This is a genomic window from Mycobacterium heidelbergense, from assembly GCF_010730745.1.
Lineage (GTDB): Bacteria > Actinomycetota > Actinomycetes > Mycobacteriales > Mycobacteriaceae > Mycobacterium > Mycobacterium heidelbergense.
In genome coordinates this window covers 387,637-402,678 of record NZ_AP022615.1, presented here as the reverse complement: position 1 = coordinate 402,678, position 15,042 = coordinate 387,637, and the positions used below count along the sequence as shown (strand labels likewise).

The following is a 15,042-nucleotide window of genomic DNA, read 5'->3' as shown; positions in this document are numbered from 1 at the left end:
CGGTAGGGGCGGTGTTGAATCGAGGCATGTTGAGCCTGGCCGAGATTTCCGACCGCCTAGAGATCCAGCAGCTGCTGGTGGACTATTCCACCGCCATCGACCAGCGCCGGTTCGACGATCTGGACAGGGTGTTCACCGACGACGCGTACATCGACTACACGGCCCTGGGCGGCATCGAGGGGCGGTACCCGGACGTCAAGCGGTGGCTCTCGGAGGTGCTGCCGAACTTCCCGGTGTATGCCCACATGCTCGGCAACTTCTCGGTCCGCATCGACGGGGACACCGCGTCGTCGCGGGTGATCTGCTTCAACCCCATGGTGCTGCCCGGCGATAAGGACCAGGTGCTGTTTTGCGGCCTGTGGTACGACGACGAGTTCGTGCGCACCCCCGAGGGCTGGCGAATGACCCGCCGGGTCGAATCGAAAGTCTTCCAGAAAGTGATGTGAGCGCCGGCCGGGCGCATTTCTTGTCACGACCCTCGTTCTGGCACAATGGGCGGCTGTCCGCCGCGCGCGGCGGACGCGCACGCGAGGCAAAACCGGGTCCGGGCATCCCGCCCTGGCCGCCGAATTGCAGCGTGACACACACAGGAGAAGTCGCTTAACCATGGCTGTCAAGATCAAGCTCACCCGGCTTGGCAAAATCCGCAATCCTCAGTACCGCATCGCCGTCGCCGACGCCCGCACCCGGCGCGACGGCCGCTCGATCGAGGTCATCGGCCGCTATCACCCCAAGGAGGAGCCGAGCCTCATCGAGATCAACTCCGAGCGCGCCCAGTACTGGCTCTCGGTGGGGGCTCAGCCCACCGAGCCCGTCCTCAAGCTGCTGAAGATCACCGGCGACTGGCAGAAGTTCAAGGGTCTGCCCGGCGCCGAGGGCAGCCTGAAGGTCGCCCCGGCCAAGCCGTCCAAGCTGGAGCTGTTCAACGCCGCGCTGGCCGCCGCCGACGGCGCGCCCACCACCGAGGCCGCCAAGCCGAAGAAGAAGGCACCGGCGAAGAAGGCCGCCAAAGCGGCCGAAGCCAGCGCCGAAGCCGGGGCCGAAGCCGCCGATGAGGCGGCCGGTGAGGCCGCGACGGTCGGGGGCGGCGAGCAGCCCGAACAGACGACCGAAGGCTGACTCCGATGAGCACCGTCGTCGTTGACGCCGTCGAGCATCTGGTCCGCGGGATCGTCGACAACCCCGACGATGTCCGGGTCGACATGGTGACCAATCGGCGCGGGCGCACCGTGGAGGTGCATGTCCACCCCGACGACCTGGGCAAGGTGATCGGTCGGGGCGGACGCACTGCGACCGCGCTGCGCACGCTGGTCGCCGGGATCGGTGGCCGGGGCATCCGCGTCGACGTGGTGGACACCGACCAGTAGCGGGAACTCCCTTGGAGTTGACGGTCGGGCGCGTCGTCAAAGCCCACGGCATCGGCGGCGAGGTGGTCGTGGAGATCCGCACCGACGATCCCGCCGCCCGGTTCGCCCCGGGTAACACGTTGCGCGCCAAGAACTCTCGTAGCGGTGAGGAACGCAGCTTCGTCGTCGACCAGGCGCGCGAGCACGGTGGGCGGCTGCTGCTGCGACTGGCCGGGGTCAACGACCGCGAGAGCGCCGACGCCCTGCGGGGCAGCCTGTTCGTCGTGGACTCCGACGACCTGCCGCCGATCGACGAGCCGGACACCTACTACGACCACCAGCTCGAGGGCCTTCGCGTCCGGACGACGACGGGGTGCGACATCGGCGTCGTCGCCGAGGTGCTGCACACCGCGGCCGGTGAGCTGTTGGCGGTGCGGCGTGATTCGAGTGAGGTGCTGGTGCCTTTCGTCGGCGCGATCGTGACGTCGGTGTCGCTGGACGAGGGCCTGATCGAGATCGATCCGCCCGACGGCCTGCTGGACCTGGCATGAGAATCGACGTCGTCACGATCTTCCCGGCCTACCTCGACCCGCTGCGGCAATCGTTGCCGGGCAAGGCGATTGCGTCGGGCCTGGTCGATCTGCGCGTGCACGACCTGCGCCGGTGGACCCACGACGTGCACCACTCGGTGGACGACGCACCCTACGGCGGCGGCCCCGGGATGGTGATGAAGGCGCCCGTATGGGGTGAGGCGCTGGATGAGATCTGTTCCGGCGAGACGCTTTTGGTCGTTCCCACCCCGGCCGGCGCGCCGTTCACCCAGGCGACCGCGCAGCGCTGGACCGCCGAGACGCACCTGGTGTTCGCGTGCGGGCGCTACGAGGGCATCGACCAGCGGGTCGTCGAGGACGCCGCGCGGCGGATGCGGATCGAGGAGGTCTCGATCGGCGACTACGTGTTGCCGGGCGGGGAGTCGGCCGCGCTGGTGATGATCGAAGCGGTGCTGCGGCTGCTCGACGGGGTTCTCGGCAATCCCGCGTCGCATCAACATGATTCGCACTCGCCGGGCCTGGACCGGCTGCTGGAGGGGCCCAGCTATACGCGGCCGCCGAGCTGGCGTGGGCTCGACGTCCCCGACGTCCTGCTGTCCGGTGATCACGCGCGGATCGCCGCCTGGCGCCGGGAGGTGTCGCTGCGGCGCACCCGGGAACGCCGCCCCGACCTGACGGACTGACGCCGAGCAGACGCAGAATCGCACGCCGCTACGCGGATTCGTGCGATTCTGCGTCTCACTCGAAAATGTGGTGACCCGAAGCGGGTGAGTCGCTGGCCCCTGGTGTTAGGCGACTTCGGTGAGTGGTTCGAGGATGACGTTGTATCCCAGGGCTTCGAGCTGCTTGATGGCGTTGGCCTTGGTCTTGCTGGGGTGGTGGCGGGTGTAGTAGCCGGGGCCGGGGTCGCGGTAGAAAGCGCCGTTGATCAGCATGTTGTAGGCGTCGGTGAGCATCTTGTGTTCCAGGGCGACCAGGGCGATCATGCCCGCTGGTGAGCTGTGCTGGGCTTTGGTTCTGTTCCTGCGTTTTGGCTGGGGTGGGCGGCTGCCGGCGATGCGTCGGTAGCGGGCGTTGTAGTAGGTGTCTTTGCTGCGGGCCGCCGAGAGGGCCGCGACCCCGAGGGCGGCTTTGAGGTAGCGGTTGCCCGCTCGGGTGGCCGCTGATTTGACCCGGCCCGCTGATTCGTTGCAACCGGGCACCACCCCAGCCCACGACGCCAGGTGCGCCGCAGTGGGAAACACGCTCATGTCCGCGCCGGTCTCGGCGATGAACACATCGGCCACGATCGTCGAAAAGCCCGGGATGCTCATGAGTAACTCCCGGATGGCTTGAAAGGGTTGGATCGCCTCCTCGATGCGTTCATCTAGGCGGGCGACGTCGGCGTCGTGGGCGTCGATGCGATCCAGATACAACCGCGTCATGAACGCGTGATGGTCGTTAAACCGCCCGCGCAGCTCCTCGGTGAGCGCGGGGATCTTCTCCCGCAGCCGTTGTTTGGCCAGATCAGCCAGCACCGCCGGATCGCGCTGCCCGGCGATCAGCGCCTCGAGCATCGCCCGCCCGGAGACCCCGACGATGTCAGAGGCCACCGCCGACAGTTTGATCCCGGCGTCTTCGAGCAGTTTCTCTAGCCGCTGAATCTCCTTGGTACGCGCCCGGGTGATCATGGTGCGCGCCCGCGTCAGATCGCGTAACTCCCGAATCGGCTGCGGCGGCACGAACGAGGCGCGTACCAGCCCGTGTGCGCCCAGGTCAGCCAGCCACATCGCATCCGAGACATCGGTCTTGCGGCCAGGCACATTACGCACCGCCTTAGCGTTGGCCAAGATCACCGGCAGCGCATCTTCAAGCAGGTAGTAAAACGGCTTCCAATAATCCGACGTCGATTCGATCACCACACAGCTGACCTGCTCAGCCAGCAGATGCTCGCGCAACGCCAGGATCTGGCTGGTGGTCGAACCCACGTGCTCACCGTCGTCGTGGTGGCGCGCCGACCCTGACCCTGAACCCGGACACAGACCTTGGCGTCCTTCTTGGAAACATCAAGGCCTGCACACCGCCGATGGACCACCTCCATGATCAATCACCTCATCATCTAGAACCTGTTGTTAATCAGCGTGTTCCGGGAAGAGTGAAAACAAACAGGAGTCTCACTCGCGTGCTCACAGGCAACAAACCACGGCCCCCGCACAACCACGGGGTACCCTTCGTCCCAAGCTGCTCGGCGTGCTCACGACAACACAGACGCAACGGGATCCACCGAAACACCCCTCCAGCGTCAACCCCGCCAGCACGCCAAGCAACCACCTAGCCACGCCGAACGACACCACCAAATTTTCATCCCCCACGGCGGGGCCTCAGCCCCCCAGATAGCTGCTCGCGGGGAACTGGCGCGGGGAACTCGCGCCCCGTCAGATTCGGCCGCTGGGGAATATCGTCTTGACGGCCTGGGTGATCGTCTGGCGCGCGGTGGCGTCGTCGGAGGGCTGAAGCGACTGGACCACCATGACGTAGCGGTGGTCGGCGCCGATCACGCCGGTCGACAGGTGCATCCAGTCGCTGCCGATGCAGCACATCCAGCCCTGCTTCACGGCCACCGGCTCGGCGAACAGGCCCTCGGGAATGCCGAACCGCTGCGGATAGCCGTCGACCCCGGTCGGGGTGGACTGGGCCAGGTCGTTGACGATGATCGTGGCCCGCTCCGCGGGCAGCCCGCCCGACCCGGCGAGCAGCATGTCGTAGTAGTGGACCAGGTCGGTCAGCGAGCTCGTCGTGTTCCACCAGCGGCCGTCGCTGGGCGGGGTGGTGGAGGACAGCCCGTACCGGGCCGCGACCTGGGTGATGATGGTGTCGCCGCCGCCCTGACTCCAGAACCTCTCGGCGGCGCCGTCGTCGGATGACTGCAACATGACGTCCAGGGCCTGGCGGTCGTCGGGGGACAGGGTGGTCTTGCCCTCGGATTCCTGCAGGAGCAGGTCGTCGGCGATGAAGAGCTTGGCCACCGATGCGGTGCCGACGATCTGGGTGTTGCCGCTGGAGACCAACTCGCGCGTCTTGCGGTCGAGGACGGCCACCGAGAGGGTGGCCCCGCCGGCGGCGGCTTCGTCGACCGCCTGCTGGATGCGTGCCTGCAGGCCGCCGATCCCTGCGCCGGACATCCCGGAGACCTTGATGGTGTCGAGCAGCAGTTGGATGGTCTCCTGTTGCGCCGGCAACAGGCGGGCGGGCGCGCTGCGCACCGGCTTGCCGGATCCCCGGGCCTGCGTCTCGAGCAGCGCCTCGTCGCACCCGGCCAACACCAGCGTCACCGCCGCCATCGCGGCGAGCACGCTGAGCGGGCGGACGCGCATGCTCGATCACCTCCGACGCTCCGACGTGCACCTGTTTCGACCCGAGTCATATGTACCATTCACCAGCGCCGTCGGCCGGGACGAACCGCGACGTTTACACGTGATTTTCAAAGCGCACGGGCCGTCTGGCACAATTGGTCAGTTGTCTCGAAGCTGTCAGCGGGCCGGGCTTGTTCTCGCCTGCTGCGAGACGCCCACGGAAGCCAGAAAACCCATCGGCTCGATGACCGCCCCACGCCCGCGTGTGGGCAGCCGTCGCAAGCCGCGACCGCAAGGAAGTGTCTTCTCAGATGAACAGGCTGGACTTCGTCGACCAGGCGTCGCTGCGCGACGACATCCCGGCCTTCAGCCCGGGCGACACCATCAACGTGCACGTCAAGGTCATCGAGGGCGCCAAGGAGCGCATCCAGGTGTTCAAGGGTGCGGTGATCCGCCGACAGGGCGGGGGCATCCGCGAGACGTTCACCGTGCGCAAGGAGAGCTACGGGGTTGGCGTCGAGCGGACCTTCCCGGTGCATTCGCCGAACATCGACCATATCGAGGTGGTGACCCGTGGCGATGTCCGCCGCGCCAAGCTGTACTACCTGCGTGAACTCCGCGGCAAGAAGGCCAAGATCAAGGAGAAGCGCTGACCGGCGTTCCCGGTCGGCGGGGCCGCGAACTGTGCTGGCTACCCTGATCTCGTGACCGATACCCCGGAGTCACCCGAGCCCCGGCCCGACGCCGGTGAATCGGAGCCGAAGGTCTCCACCCGCGACCCCGACGCGCCCCCCGAAGCGGTCGAGCCGGAGCCCAAGAAGAAGTCCGCGCTGCGGGAATTCGCGATCCTGGCGGTGATCGCGGTGGTCCTCTACTACGTGATGCTGACGTTCGTCGCGCGCCCCTACCTGATCCCGTCGGAATCCATGGAGCCGACGCTGCACGGGTGCCCGGGCTGCGTCGGCGACCGGATCATGGTGGACAAGCTCACCTACCGCTTCGGCTCGCCGCGGCCCGGCGATGTGGTCGTCTTCAAGGGGCCGCCGTCGTGGAACGCCGGATACAAGTCGATCCGCTCGAACAACACCGCGCTGCGCTGGGTGCAGAACACGCTGTCCTTCGTCGGTTTCGTGCCGCCCGACGAGAACGACCTGGTCAAGCGGGTGATCGCGGTCGGCGGACAGACGGTGCAGTGCCGGGCGGATACCGGGTTGACGGTCAACGGCAGGGCGCTCAAGGAGCCGTACCTGAACGCGGGCACCATGATGGCCGACCCGTCGAAGTACCCGTGCCTGGGCAGCGAGTTCGGGCCGGTCGCCGTCCCGCCCGGGCGGCTGTGGGTGATGGGCGACAACCGCACGCATTCCGCGGACTCGCGGGCCCACTGCACCAGCACCCCGCCCGACGCGCTCAAGGGCATCCTGTGCACGGGCGACCCGACGTCGGGGACCGTGCCGGTGTCCAACGTCATCGGCAAGGCGAGGTTCATCGTGTGGCCGCCGTCGCGGTGGGGCGGCGTGGGATCGGTGAACCCCCAGCAGAGCCAGTAGCCATGGCGACCGCCTGGCCGCCGCGGACGGTGATCCGCAAGTCGTCCGGATTGCGCACCCTGGAATCCGCGCTGCACCGCAGTGGCCTGGGGCCGGTGGCCGGGGTGGACGAGGTGGGCCGCGGCGCCTGCGCGGGCCCGCTGGTGGTGGCGGCCTGCGTGCTGAGTCCGAACCGGCTGGAAAGCCTTGCGGAGCTTGACGATTCGAAAAAGCTCACGGAAAAGGCCCGGGAGAAGCTGTTCCCGCTGATCCGTCGCTACGCGGTGGCCTATCACGTGGTGTTCATCCCGTCGCACGAGGTCGACCGGCGCGGGGTGCACGTGGCCAACATCGAGGGCATGCGCCGCGCGGTGGCCGGCCTGGCCGTGCGCCCGGGCTACGTGCTGAGCGACGGCTTCCGCGTGCCCGGCCTGCCGATGCCGTCGCTGCCGGTGGTCGGGGGAGACGCCGTGGCCGCCTGCATCGCCGCGGCCAGCGTGCTGGCGAAGGTCAGCCGCGACCGGCTGATGGTCGCGATGGACGCCGACCATCCCGGCTACGGCTTCGCCGACCACAAGGGCTACAGCACCCCGGCGCATTCGAGGGCGCTGACCCGGCTGGGCCCGTGCTCCCAGCACCGCTATTCGTTCATCAACGTCCGGCGGGTGGCGACCGGGTCGGGCGCGCGGGTGGTGGCCGAGTGTAAACCCGACCCTCCGGCTGAGCGCGACGGATACCGGTGAGGAAAGATGGCCAGTAGCAGTCAGGGAGAAGGACGTCTGAGCAGATGAGTGCAGAAGATCTCGAAAAGTACGAAACCGAGATGGAGCTCTCGCTGTACCGCGAATACAAGGACATCGTCGGCCAGTTCAGCTACGTCGTGGAAACCGAGCGGCGCTTCTACCTGGCCAACAGCGTGGAGATGATGCCACGCAACGCCGACGGCGAGGTGTACTTCGAGCTGCGGCTGTCCGACGCCTGGGTGTGGGACATGTACCGTCCGGCGCGGTTCGTCAAGCAGGTGCGGGTGGTCACCTTCAAGGACGTCAACATCGAAGAGGTCGAGAAGCCCGAGCTGCGGCTGCCGGAATAGCGCCGGTCACCGGCTCGTCAGGGGCTGGTTCTCGTCGTTGGATGGCAGCTGACCGCGATTCTCGATGACCGCCCGCGCCACCTCGGCCAGCTTGACGTTGACGTCCTGGGAGTGCCGGCGCAGCAGATCGAACGCCTGATCCTCGGTCAACTCGTGCAGCAGCATCAACATGCCGACGGCCTTGCCGATCTCGCGGTTGCTGAGCAGCCCCTGGCGCAGGGTGCTGGCGTCTTCCCCCTTGGCGACGGCGTTGATGGCCACGCTGGCGAACGCGGCCAGCACCGCCGCCCGCCCGGCGGACTCGGCGTCGAACAGGTTGGGGCTGTCGCTGAAGAGGTTGAGAGCGGCCCCCTTGCGTTTGTCGACCAGGAGCCGAAAGCCCATGGCCCCGCGCACCGGCGTCTCCTCGACCAGGACGGACGCCAGCCTGGGCCACAGGGACGGCGACGTCAGGTCCGTGTCGATCTGCGGAGTCTCTTCCTCGATCGCGTCGATGCACGGGCCGTCGCCGGCCCGCCGCTCGAGTTCGTCGACCGCCTGCGCGATCCGATCGCTCGCGCCGACGGTGACGTACCGGTCGCCTTCACGCACCAGCAGGCTGGCGTGATCGCAGCCGCGGATGCTCAGGGTCGCCGCGACGCAGATGGCCGCGTACATCTCCCTGGCGTCGGAGCCCCGATAGATGATCTCGGCGAGGGCGGCGAAGACGGTCGCCGGGTCGGCCTTCCCGCCGCCCGGGTCCGCATTCGATTCGTCTGCCACGTTGTGCCCCGTTCCCGCGGTGTCGCCCGCGCCGTATGGCCAGCGGCGGCGCCGGCCGCTCACGCCCCTTCTATCCGAGAGTATCGACTCGCGAATTTCGCCACCCCTGGTTTCGGGACGGCGCGGCCCGCCAGGCCGAGGAATCCGGGATAACGCTGGTGGCCTTCCTGCGGGAGGACTCGATGAACATCTACACCAGGGCGGACCGCATCACGTAAGCATCCCTGTTGATAGATCCGCGACTGGGGATAACTGGTCGCATCGGTGGCCATTCGGCGCCTCGGAGCCTCGCCATGTCGCCGATCCCGGGCACCCTGGCCGCCATGACCACCGAAACGACGATGACCCGGATCCAGCTGGGAGCGATGGGCGAGGCGCTCGCCGTGGACCACCTGACGAGGATGGGGTTGCGGATCTTGAGCCGCAACTGGCGCTGCCGCTACGGCGAGCTGGACGTGATCGCCGCCGACGAGGCCACCGGAACGGTGGTGTTCGTCGAGGTGAAAACCCGCACCGGCGACGGCTATGGCGGGCTGGCGCACGCGGTGACGCCCCGCAAGGTCGCGCGGTTGCGCCGGCTGGCCGCGCTGTGGCTGGCGGGACAAGACCGGCGGTGGGCGGCGCTGCGCATCGACGTGATCGGGGTGCGGGTCGGGCCTAAAAATTCAGGCCGCACCCCGGAGCTCACGCACCTGCAGGGGATCGGCTGATGGCGCTGGGGCGCGCGTTCTCGGTCGCGGTCCGCGGGCTGGACGGCGCGATCGTGGAAATCGAGGCCGACATCACCTCCGGGCTGCCCGGTGTGCACCTGGTCGGGCTGCCCGATGCGGCCCTGCAGGAGTCGCGGGACCGGGTCCGCGCGGCGGTCACCAACTGCGGCAACAGCTGGCCCCAGGCCCGGCTCACGCTCGCGCTCTCGCCCGCGACGCTGCCGAAGATGGGATCGGTCTACGACATCGCGCTGGCCGCCGCGGTGCTTTCGGCGCAGCGCAAGCACCCGTGGGAACGCCTGGAAAAGACGGTGCTGCTCGGCGAGCTCTCGCTGGACGGGCGGGTCCGGCCGGTGCGCGGGGTGCTGCCCGCCGTGCTGGCCGCCAAACGCGACGGCTGGCCGGCCGTCGTCGTCCCGGCCGACAACTTGGCCGAGGCCAGCCTCGTCGACGGGATCGACGTCTGGGGCGTGCGCACGCTGCGGCAACTGCAGGGCTGGCTCGGCGGCTCCGGCGGGTTGCACCACAGGATCAGCGCGGGCGTCACGGAGCCGGAGCCGACGGCGGATCTGGCCGACGTGGTCGGGCAGGCGCAGGCGCGGTTCGCGGTGGAGGTCGCCGCCGCCGGGGCGCATCACCTCATGCTGACCGGGCCGCCCGGAGTGGGCAAAACGATGCTGGCGCAACGTCTTCCGGGATTGCTGCCGCCGCTGTCGGAAAGCGAGTCCCTGGAGGTCACCGCGATCCACTCGGTGGCGGGGCTGCTGTCGGCGGATACTCCGTTGATCACCCTGCCGCCGTTCGTGGCGCCACACCACAGTTCCACCGTGGCGGCGCTCGTCGGCGGGGGTTCGGGGATGGCCCGCCCCGGCGCCGTCAGCCGGGCGCATCGCGGCGTGCTGTTCCTCGACGAATGCGCCGAGATCCGCGTCAGCGCGCTGGAAGCCCTGCGAACACCGTTGGAGGACGGGGAAATTCGCCTTGCCCGCCGCGACGGCGTGGCCCGCTACCCGGCCCGCTTCCAGCTCGTGCTGGCGGCCAACCCGTGCCCGTGCGCGCCGGCCGATCCGCAGGACTGCGTCTGCGCCGGGGCGGCCAAACGCCGCTATCTGGGCAAGCTGTCCGGGCCGCTGATGGACCGGGTGGACCTGCGGGTGCAGATGCATCCGGTGCGCGCCGGGGCATTCGCGGTCACCGACGGCGAATCGACGGCGCAGGTGCGCCGGCGGGTGGCGGCGGCGCGCGACGCGGCCGCCGAGCGTTGGCGACCCTACGGGTTCCGCACCAACGCCGAAGTCAGCGGGACGCTGCTGCGGCGAAAGTTTCGCCCCGGCGACGCCGCGATGGACCCGCTGAAAAGGGCGCTGGACCGCGGGCTGCTCAGCATCCGCGGCCTGGATCGCACGTTGCGGGTCGCGTGGAGCCTGGCCGACCTGGCCGGCCTGGCATCGCCCGGGCTCGACGAGGTCGCCGCCGCGCTCAGCTTCCGGCAAGCGGGGGCGCGGCGATGAGCGATCCGGTGTCGCGGGCATGGGCCTACCTGTCGCGGGTGGCCGAACCGCCGTGCGCGGAGCTGGCCGCCCTGGTGAACCGCGCCGGCGCGGTGGAGGCGGCCGACCGCGTCCGGCGTGGGCTGGTCGACGACGGCGTGGCACGGCACACCGAGGCGAGGCGCGAAATAGACCGGGCCGCAGCGGATCTCGAATTGCTCGCCCGTCGCGGCGGGCGACTGATCACGCCCGGCTGCGACGAGTGGCCGCTGCTCGCGTTCGCCGCGTTCGACGGCGCCGAAGTCCGGTCCCGCGGCGGGCCGCCGCTGGTGTTGTGGGCACTGGGACCCGCCCGCCTCGACGAGGTGGCGCAGCGCGCGGCCGCGGTGGTCGGAACCCGCGCCTCGACCGGCTACGGCGAGCAGGTGGCCGCCGACCTGGCGGCCGGGCTGGTTGAGCGCGACGTCGCGGTGGTGTCCGGGGGCGCCTACGGCATCGACGGCGCCGCGCACCGCGCGGCGCTCGACTGCGACGGGATCACCGTCGCCGTGCTCGCCGGCGGGCTCGACATCCCCTATCCGTCCGGTCATTCGACGCTGCTGCATCGCATCGGCCGGCACGGGCTGCTGTTCACCGAATACCCGCCGGGTGTCCGCCCGGCCCGGCACCGGTTCCTGACCCGCAACCGGCTGGTCGCCGCCGCCGCGGGGGCGGCCGTGGTGGTGGAAGCGGGCCTGCGCAGCGGCGCGGCGAGCACCGCCGCCTGGGCGCGGGCCTTGGGCCGGGTGGTGGCCGCGGTGCCCGGGCCCGTGACGTCGTCGGCGTCGGCGGGGTGTCATGCGCTGCTGCGCAACGGAGCCGAACTGGTCACCCGCGCCGACGACGTCGTCGAGCTCGTCGGCCGCATCGGCGAGCTGGCACCCGAGGAACCGCACCCGGCCACGGCGCTCGACGGGCTGAGCGACGCCGAGCGCCGGGTGTACGAGGCATTGCCCGGCCGCGGCGCCGCCAGCGTCGACGAGATCGCGGTCGCGTCGGGACTGCCGCCTGAGCGGGTGCTGGGGCCGCTGGCGATCCTCGAGGTGGCCGGGCTGGCGCTGCGCGACGACGGGCGATGGCGAATTGTCCGTGGCGCCGCTCGTATAGTCGACGGGGGTCGGGTCTGGACAGGAGGATAAGTGGCAGGTCGACCTCTGCAGAGCTTCGAAGTTGTCCGCACTCACCAGCTCACGCCCCACATGGTCCGGGTGGTGCTTGGGAGCGGTCATTTCGACGCCTTCGTGCCGAGCAAATTCACCGACTCGTACGTCAAGCTGGTGTTCGTCCCGGACGATGTCGACGTGGCCGGGTTGCCCCGGCCGTTGACCCTGGACAGCTTCGCCGGCCTGCCCCCCGACAAAAGGCCTTCGGTGCGGACCATGACGGTCCGCCATGTCGACGCCGCCGCCCGCGAGCTCACGATCGACATCGTCGTGCACGGCGAGCACGGGGTCGCGGGCATGTGGGCCGCGGCGGCCCAACCCGGCCAGCCGATCTACCTGATGGGGCCCGGCGGCGCCTACACCCCCGACCCGGCCGCCGACTGGCACCTGCTGGCCGGCGACGAGTCGGCGCTGCCGGCCATCGCCGCGGCGCTGGAGGCCCTGCCCCCCAACGCCGTCGGCCAGGCGTTCATCGAAGTCGCCGGCCAGGAAGACGAGATCCCCTTGACCGCACCGGAATCCGTCGAGGTCAGCTGGATCTATCGCGGCGGCCGCGCCGATCTGGTTCCCGAGGACCGCGCCGGCGACTTCGCGCCGCTGATCGACGCCGTCACCAACGCCCCGTGGCTGCCCGGGCAGGTGCACGTCTTCATCCACGGCGAAGCGCAAGCCGTCATGCACAACCTGCGGCCCTACATCCGCAACGAGCGCGGCGTGGACGCCAAATGGGCGTCGTCGATCTCGGGCTACTGGCGGCGCGGCCGCACCGAAGAGACGTTCCGGCAGTGGAAGAAAGAACTGGCCGAGGCGGAGGCCGGCTGACATGGCAGTGCCGCCCCATTTCGGGGACTACCAGAACGAGATCTACCTGCGGGGCCTGGGCGGGGTGGTGCCGTCGCTGCCGATGGCCTTCGCGGAGCTCGAGGGCAAGGCCGAGGCGGCGCTGCCGCCGTCCGTGTGGTCCTACGTCGCCGGGGGAGCGGGCGACGAGCGCACGCAGCAGGCCAACTGCACGGCCTTCGAGCGGTGGGGGCTCATCCCGCGGATGTTCGTCGGCGCCGCTCAACGCGACCTGTCCGTCGAGCTGTTCGGGATGACCCTGCCGTCGCCGCTCTTCATGGCGCCGATCGGCGTCATCGGCCTCTGCGCGCAGGACGGCCACGGCGACCTGGCCACCGCCCACGCGGCCGCGGTCACCGGCGTCCCGATGGTGGCCTCGACGCTGACCGTCGACCCGATGGAAGACGTCGCCGCCGCGCTGGGCGACACGCCCGGGTTCTTCCAGCTGTACACCCCGACCGACCGGGACCTGGCCGCGAGCCTGGTGCACCGCGCCGAGGCGGCCGGCTTCAAGGGCATCGTCGTCACCCTCGACACCTGGGTCACGGGCTGGCGCCCGCGGGACCTGAGCACGTCGAACTTTCCGCAGCTGCGCGGGCACTGCCTGGCCAACTACACCAGCGACCCGGTGTTTCGCGCCGGCCTGCAGCGCCCGCCGGAGGAGGATCCGCAAGGCGCGGTGCTGCGCTGGGTGCAGGTCTTCGGATCGCCGCTGACCTGGGACGACCTCCCGTGGCTGCGGTCACTGACCGACCTGCCGCTGCTCGTGAAGGGGATCTGCCACCCCGACGACGCCCGGCGCGCCAGGGACGGCGGCGTCGACGGCATCTACTGCTCCAACCACGGCGGCCGGCAGGCCAACGGCGGCCTGCCCGCGATCGATTGCCTGCCCGGGGTGGTGGAGGCCGCCGACGGGCTGCCCGTGCTCTTCGATTCGGGCATCCGCAGCGGCGCCGACGTCATCAAGGCGCTCGCGCTGGGCGCGACCGCGGTGGGCGTCGGCCGCCCGTACGCCTACGGCCTGGCGCTCGGGGGCGTCGACGGCGTCGTGCACGTCCTGCGCGCGCTGCTCGCCGAGGCGGACCTGATCATGGCCGTCGACGGATATCGGACGCTCAAAGATCTCACCCCGGACACGCTTCGGCGCGTCGACTGAGGCTGCGCGGGCGGTGCCTGCGACCGTGGGGGCGTGGAGGCGATCCTCGAGGAGTTCGACGAGTACCTGGCCCTGCAATGCGGCCGCTCGGCGCACACCCGCCGCGCATACCTCGGCGACGTGCGCTCGCTGTTCGCGTTTCTGGACGGGCGCGGCCTGGACGCGTTGAGCCTGCCGCTGCTGCGGGCGTGGCTGGCCGGCGCGGCCGGCGCCGGCGCGGCCCGCACGACCCTGGCCCGTCGCACCTCGTCGGTCAAGGCGTTCACCGCGTGGGCGTCGCGTCGCGGCCTGCTCACCGGCGATCCGGCGGCTCGGCTGCAGGTGCCCAAGGCCCACCGCACCCTGCCGGCGGTGCTGCGCCAGGACCAGGCGTTGGAGGCCATGACGGCCGCGAAATCCGTTGCGGCGCAAGGTGATCCGATGGCTTTGCGGGACCGGCTGATCGTCGAGATGCTCTACGCCACCGGCATCCGGGTGAGCGAGCTGTGCGGCCTCGACGTCGACGACATGGACGCTCGGCATCGGCTGGTGCGTGTCCTCGGCAAGGGCAACAAGCAGCGCGCCGCACCGTTCGGGGTGCCGGCCGCCGACGCGCTTCGCGCCTGGCTGGCCGACGGGCGTCCCGCCCTGGCGACCGCGGACTCGGGGCCGGCGCTGCTGCTGGGCGCCCGCGGCCGGCGGCTCGACGTGCGCCAGGCGCGCACCGTCGTGCACCAGACCGTCGCCGCGGTCGACGGCGCGCCCGACATGGGGCCGCACGGGCTGCGGCACAGCGCGGCCACGCACCTGCTCGAGGGCGGGGCCGACCTGCGGGTTGTCCAGGAGCTGCTCGGCCACTCCAGCCTGGCGACCACCCAGCTCTACACCCACGTCGCGGTGTCCCGGCTGCGGGCGGTGCACGACCAGGCCCACCCGCGGGCCTAAGTGTGGCCTAAGTGGCGCCTAGGTGGCGCGAGCAGCTATCTGGGGGGCTGAGGCCCCGCCGTGGGGGATGAAAATTTGGTGGTGTCGTTCGGCGTGGCTAGGTGGTT

General features: G+C 70.0%; 16 protein-coding genes and 3 pseudogenes. 16 read left to right on the top strand and 3 right to left on the bottom strand.

Features of this window, described 5'->3' with window-relative positions:
* Positions 1–26 precede the first annotated feature (26 nt).
* The 5 genes from G6N25_RS02030 to trmD all read left to right on the top strand — a co-directional run bounded on the left by G6N25_RS02030 (position 27) and on the right by trmD (position 2,580).
* On the top strand, positions 27–446 hold the full coding sequence (locus G6N25_RS02030) for a nuclear transport factor 2 family protein (protein WP_083077651.1): 420 nt from the start codon (positions 27–29) through the stop codon (positions 444–446).
* 160 nt (positions 447–606) lie between these two features.
* Positions 607–1,119, top strand: coding sequence for a 30S ribosomal protein S16 (rpsP, locus tag G6N25_RS02025; RefSeq protein WP_083077650.1), 513 nt, complete (start codon positions 607–609; stop codon positions 1,117–1,119).
* Positions 1,120–1,124: 5 nt separating this feature from the next.
* Positions 1,125–1,367: an RNA-binding protein gene (locus G6N25_RS02020; protein ID WP_029114920.1), complete on the top strand. Its 243-nt coding sequence runs from the start codon at positions 1,125–1,127 to the stop codon at positions 1,365–1,367.
* An 11-nt stretch (positions 1,368–1,378) separates the two neighbouring features.
* Entirely contained in the window at positions 1,379–1,897 is a 519-nt protein-coding gene (gene rimM / locus G6N25_RS02015; protein WP_083077648.1) for a ribosome maturation factor RimM, read from the top strand.
* On the top strand, positions 1,894–2,580 hold the full coding sequence (gene trmD / locus G6N25_RS02010) for a tRNA (guanosine(37)-N1)-methyltransferase TrmD (RefSeq protein ID WP_083077646.1): 687 nt from the start codon (positions 1,894–1,896) through the stop codon (positions 2,578–2,580). The genes rimM and trmD overlap by 4 nt, the downstream gene beginning before the upstream one ends.
* 105 nt (positions 2,581–2,685) lie before the next feature.
* Here trmD and G6N25_RS02005 read toward each other — a convergent pair.
* A pseudogene (locus G6N25_RS02005) lies at positions 2,686–3,977 on the bottom strand (IS110 family RNA-guided transposase).
* Between the two features lie 334 nt (positions 3,978–4,311).
* Positions 4,312–5,250 (bottom strand): serine hydrolase, encoded by a 939-nt coding sequence (locus tag G6N25_RS02000; protein ID WP_083077596.1) that lies wholly within the window; start codon positions 5,248–5,250, stop codon positions 4,312–4,314.
* A gap of 290 nt (positions 5,251–5,540) precedes the next feature.
* Here G6N25_RS02000 and rplS point away from each other — a divergent pair, with 290 nt between their 5' ends.
* The 4 genes and pseudogenes from rplS (at position 5,541) to G6N25_RS01980 (ending at position 7,851) form a co-directional block, all read left to right on the top strand.
* Positions 5,541–5,882: a 50S ribosomal protein L19 gene (rplS, locus tag G6N25_RS01995; protein ID WP_083077594.1), complete on the top strand. Its 342-nt coding sequence runs from the start codon at positions 5,541–5,543 to the stop codon at positions 5,880–5,882.
* A gap of 51 nt (positions 5,883–5,933) precedes the next feature.
* The gene (gene lepB, locus G6N25_RS01990; RefSeq protein WP_083077593.1) at positions 5,934–6,779 is read left to right on the top strand and encodes a signal peptidase I; all 846 of its coding nucleotides are present in this window, start codon (positions 5,934–5,936) and stop codon (positions 6,777–6,779) included.
* A gap of 2 nt (positions 6,780–6,781) precedes the next feature.
* Positions 6,782–7,541: pseudogene (locus G6N25_RS01985) on the top strand (ribonuclease HII).
* Positions 7,542–7,545: 4 nt separating this feature from the next.
* Positions 7,546–7,851, top strand: a complete 306-nt coding sequence (locus G6N25_RS01980) for a DUF2469 domain-containing protein (RefSeq protein WP_076122808.1) — start codon at positions 7,546–7,548, stop codon at positions 7,849–7,851.
* Between the two features lie 6 nt (positions 7,852–7,857).
* Here G6N25_RS01980 and G6N25_RS01975 read toward each other — a convergent pair whose 3' ends face one another.
* Positions 7,858–8,613 carry a GAF and ANTAR domain-containing protein gene (locus tag G6N25_RS01975; RefSeq protein ID WP_083077599.1) on the bottom strand — a complete coding sequence of 252 codons (756 nt, stop codon included), beginning with the start codon at positions 8,611–8,613 and terminating at the stop codon, positions 7,858–7,860.
* Positions 8,614–8,747: 134 nt separating this feature from the next.
* Here G6N25_RS01975 and G6N25_RS01970 point away from each other — a divergent pair.
* The 7 genes and pseudogenes from G6N25_RS01970 to G6N25_RS01940 form a co-directional block, all read left to right on the top strand.
* Positions 8,748–8,831, top strand: a pseudogene (locus tag G6N25_RS01970) (formate dehydrogenase accessory sulfurtransferase FdhD); the annotation flags it as partial.
* A gap of 105 nt (positions 8,832–8,936) precedes the next feature.
* A complete protein-coding gene (locus G6N25_RS01965; RefSeq protein ID WP_083077598.1) occupies positions 8,937–9,323 on the top strand; it encodes a YraN family protein in 387 nt (128 codons plus the stop codon).
* Positions 9,323–10,834: a YifB family Mg chelatase-like AAA ATPase gene (locus G6N25_RS01960; protein WP_083077590.1), complete on the top strand. Its 1,512-nt coding sequence runs from the start codon at positions 9,323–9,325 to the stop codon at positions 10,832–10,834. The genes G6N25_RS01965 and G6N25_RS01960 overlap by 1 nt, the downstream gene beginning before the upstream one ends.
* Positions 10,831–11,991, top strand: a complete 1,161-nt coding sequence (gene dprA / locus G6N25_RS01955; RefSeq protein WP_083077589.1) for a DNA-processing protein DprA — start codon at positions 10,831–10,833, stop codon at positions 11,989–11,991. The genes G6N25_RS01960 and dprA overlap by 4 nt, the downstream gene beginning before the upstream one ends.
* Complete coding sequence (locus tag G6N25_RS01950) at positions 11,992–12,837, top strand: siderophore-interacting protein (protein ID WP_083077588.1); 846 nt, start codon at positions 11,992–11,994, stop codon at positions 12,835–12,837. It abuts the gene before it with no gap.
* A gap of 1 nt (position 12,838) precedes the next feature.
* The gene (locus G6N25_RS01945; RefSeq protein WP_083077586.1) at positions 12,839–14,011 is read left to right on the top strand and encodes a lactate 2-monooxygenase; all 1,173 of its coding nucleotides are present in this window, start codon (positions 12,839–12,841) and stop codon (positions 14,009–14,011) included.
* Between the two features lie 33 nt (positions 14,012–14,044).
* Positions 14,045–14,935, top strand: coding sequence for a tyrosine recombinase XerC (locus G6N25_RS01940; RefSeq protein WP_083077585.1), 891 nt, complete (start codon positions 14,045–14,047; stop codon positions 14,933–14,935).
* The last annotated feature ends 107 nt before the right edge of the window (positions 14,936–15,042 follow it).

Bases quoted from the DNA above. Each gene is read 5' to 3' on its own strand.
- G6N25_RS02030 (WP_083077651.1), top strand. From the start codon at position 27: ATGTTGAGCCTGGCCGAGATTTCCGACCGCCTAGAGATCCAGCAGCTG.
- G6N25_RS01980 (WP_076122808.1), top strand. From the start codon at position 7,546: ATGAGTGCAGAAGATCTCGAAAAGTACGAAACCGAGATGGAGCTCTCG.
- G6N25_RS02020 (WP_029114920.1), top strand. From the start codon at position 1,125: ATGAGCACCGTCGTCGTTGACGCCGTCGAGCATCTGGTCCGCGGGATC.
- trmD (WP_083077646.1), top strand. From the start codon at position 1,894: ATGAGAATCGACGTCGTCACGATCTTCCCGGCCTACCTCGACCCGCTG.
- G6N25_RS02000 (WP_083077596.1), bottom strand. From the start codon at position 5,250: ATGCGCGTCCGCCCGCTCAGCGTGCTCGCCGCGATGGCGGCGGTGACG.
- dprA (WP_083077589.1), top strand. From the start codon at position 10,831: ATGAGCGATCCGGTGTCGCGGGCATGGGCCTACCTGTCGCGGGTGGCC.
- G6N25_RS01965 (WP_083077598.1), top strand. From the start codon at position 8,937: ATGACCACCGAAACGACGATGACCCGGATCCAGCTGGGAGCGATGGGC.
- G6N25_RS01945 (WP_083077586.1), top strand. From the start codon at position 12,839: ATGGCAGTGCCGCCCCATTTCGGGGACTACCAGAACGAGATCTACCTG.
- rpsP (WP_083077650.1), top strand. From the start codon at position 607: ATGGCTGTCAAGATCAAGCTCACCCGGCTTGGCAAAATCCGCAATCCT.
- rplS (WP_083077594.1), top strand. From the start codon at position 5,541: ATGAACAGGCTGGACTTCGTCGACCAGGCGTCGCTGCGCGACGACATC.
- G6N25_RS01960 (WP_083077590.1), top strand. From the start codon at position 9,323: ATGGCGCTGGGGCGCGCGTTCTCGGTCGCGGTCCGCGGGCTGGACGGC.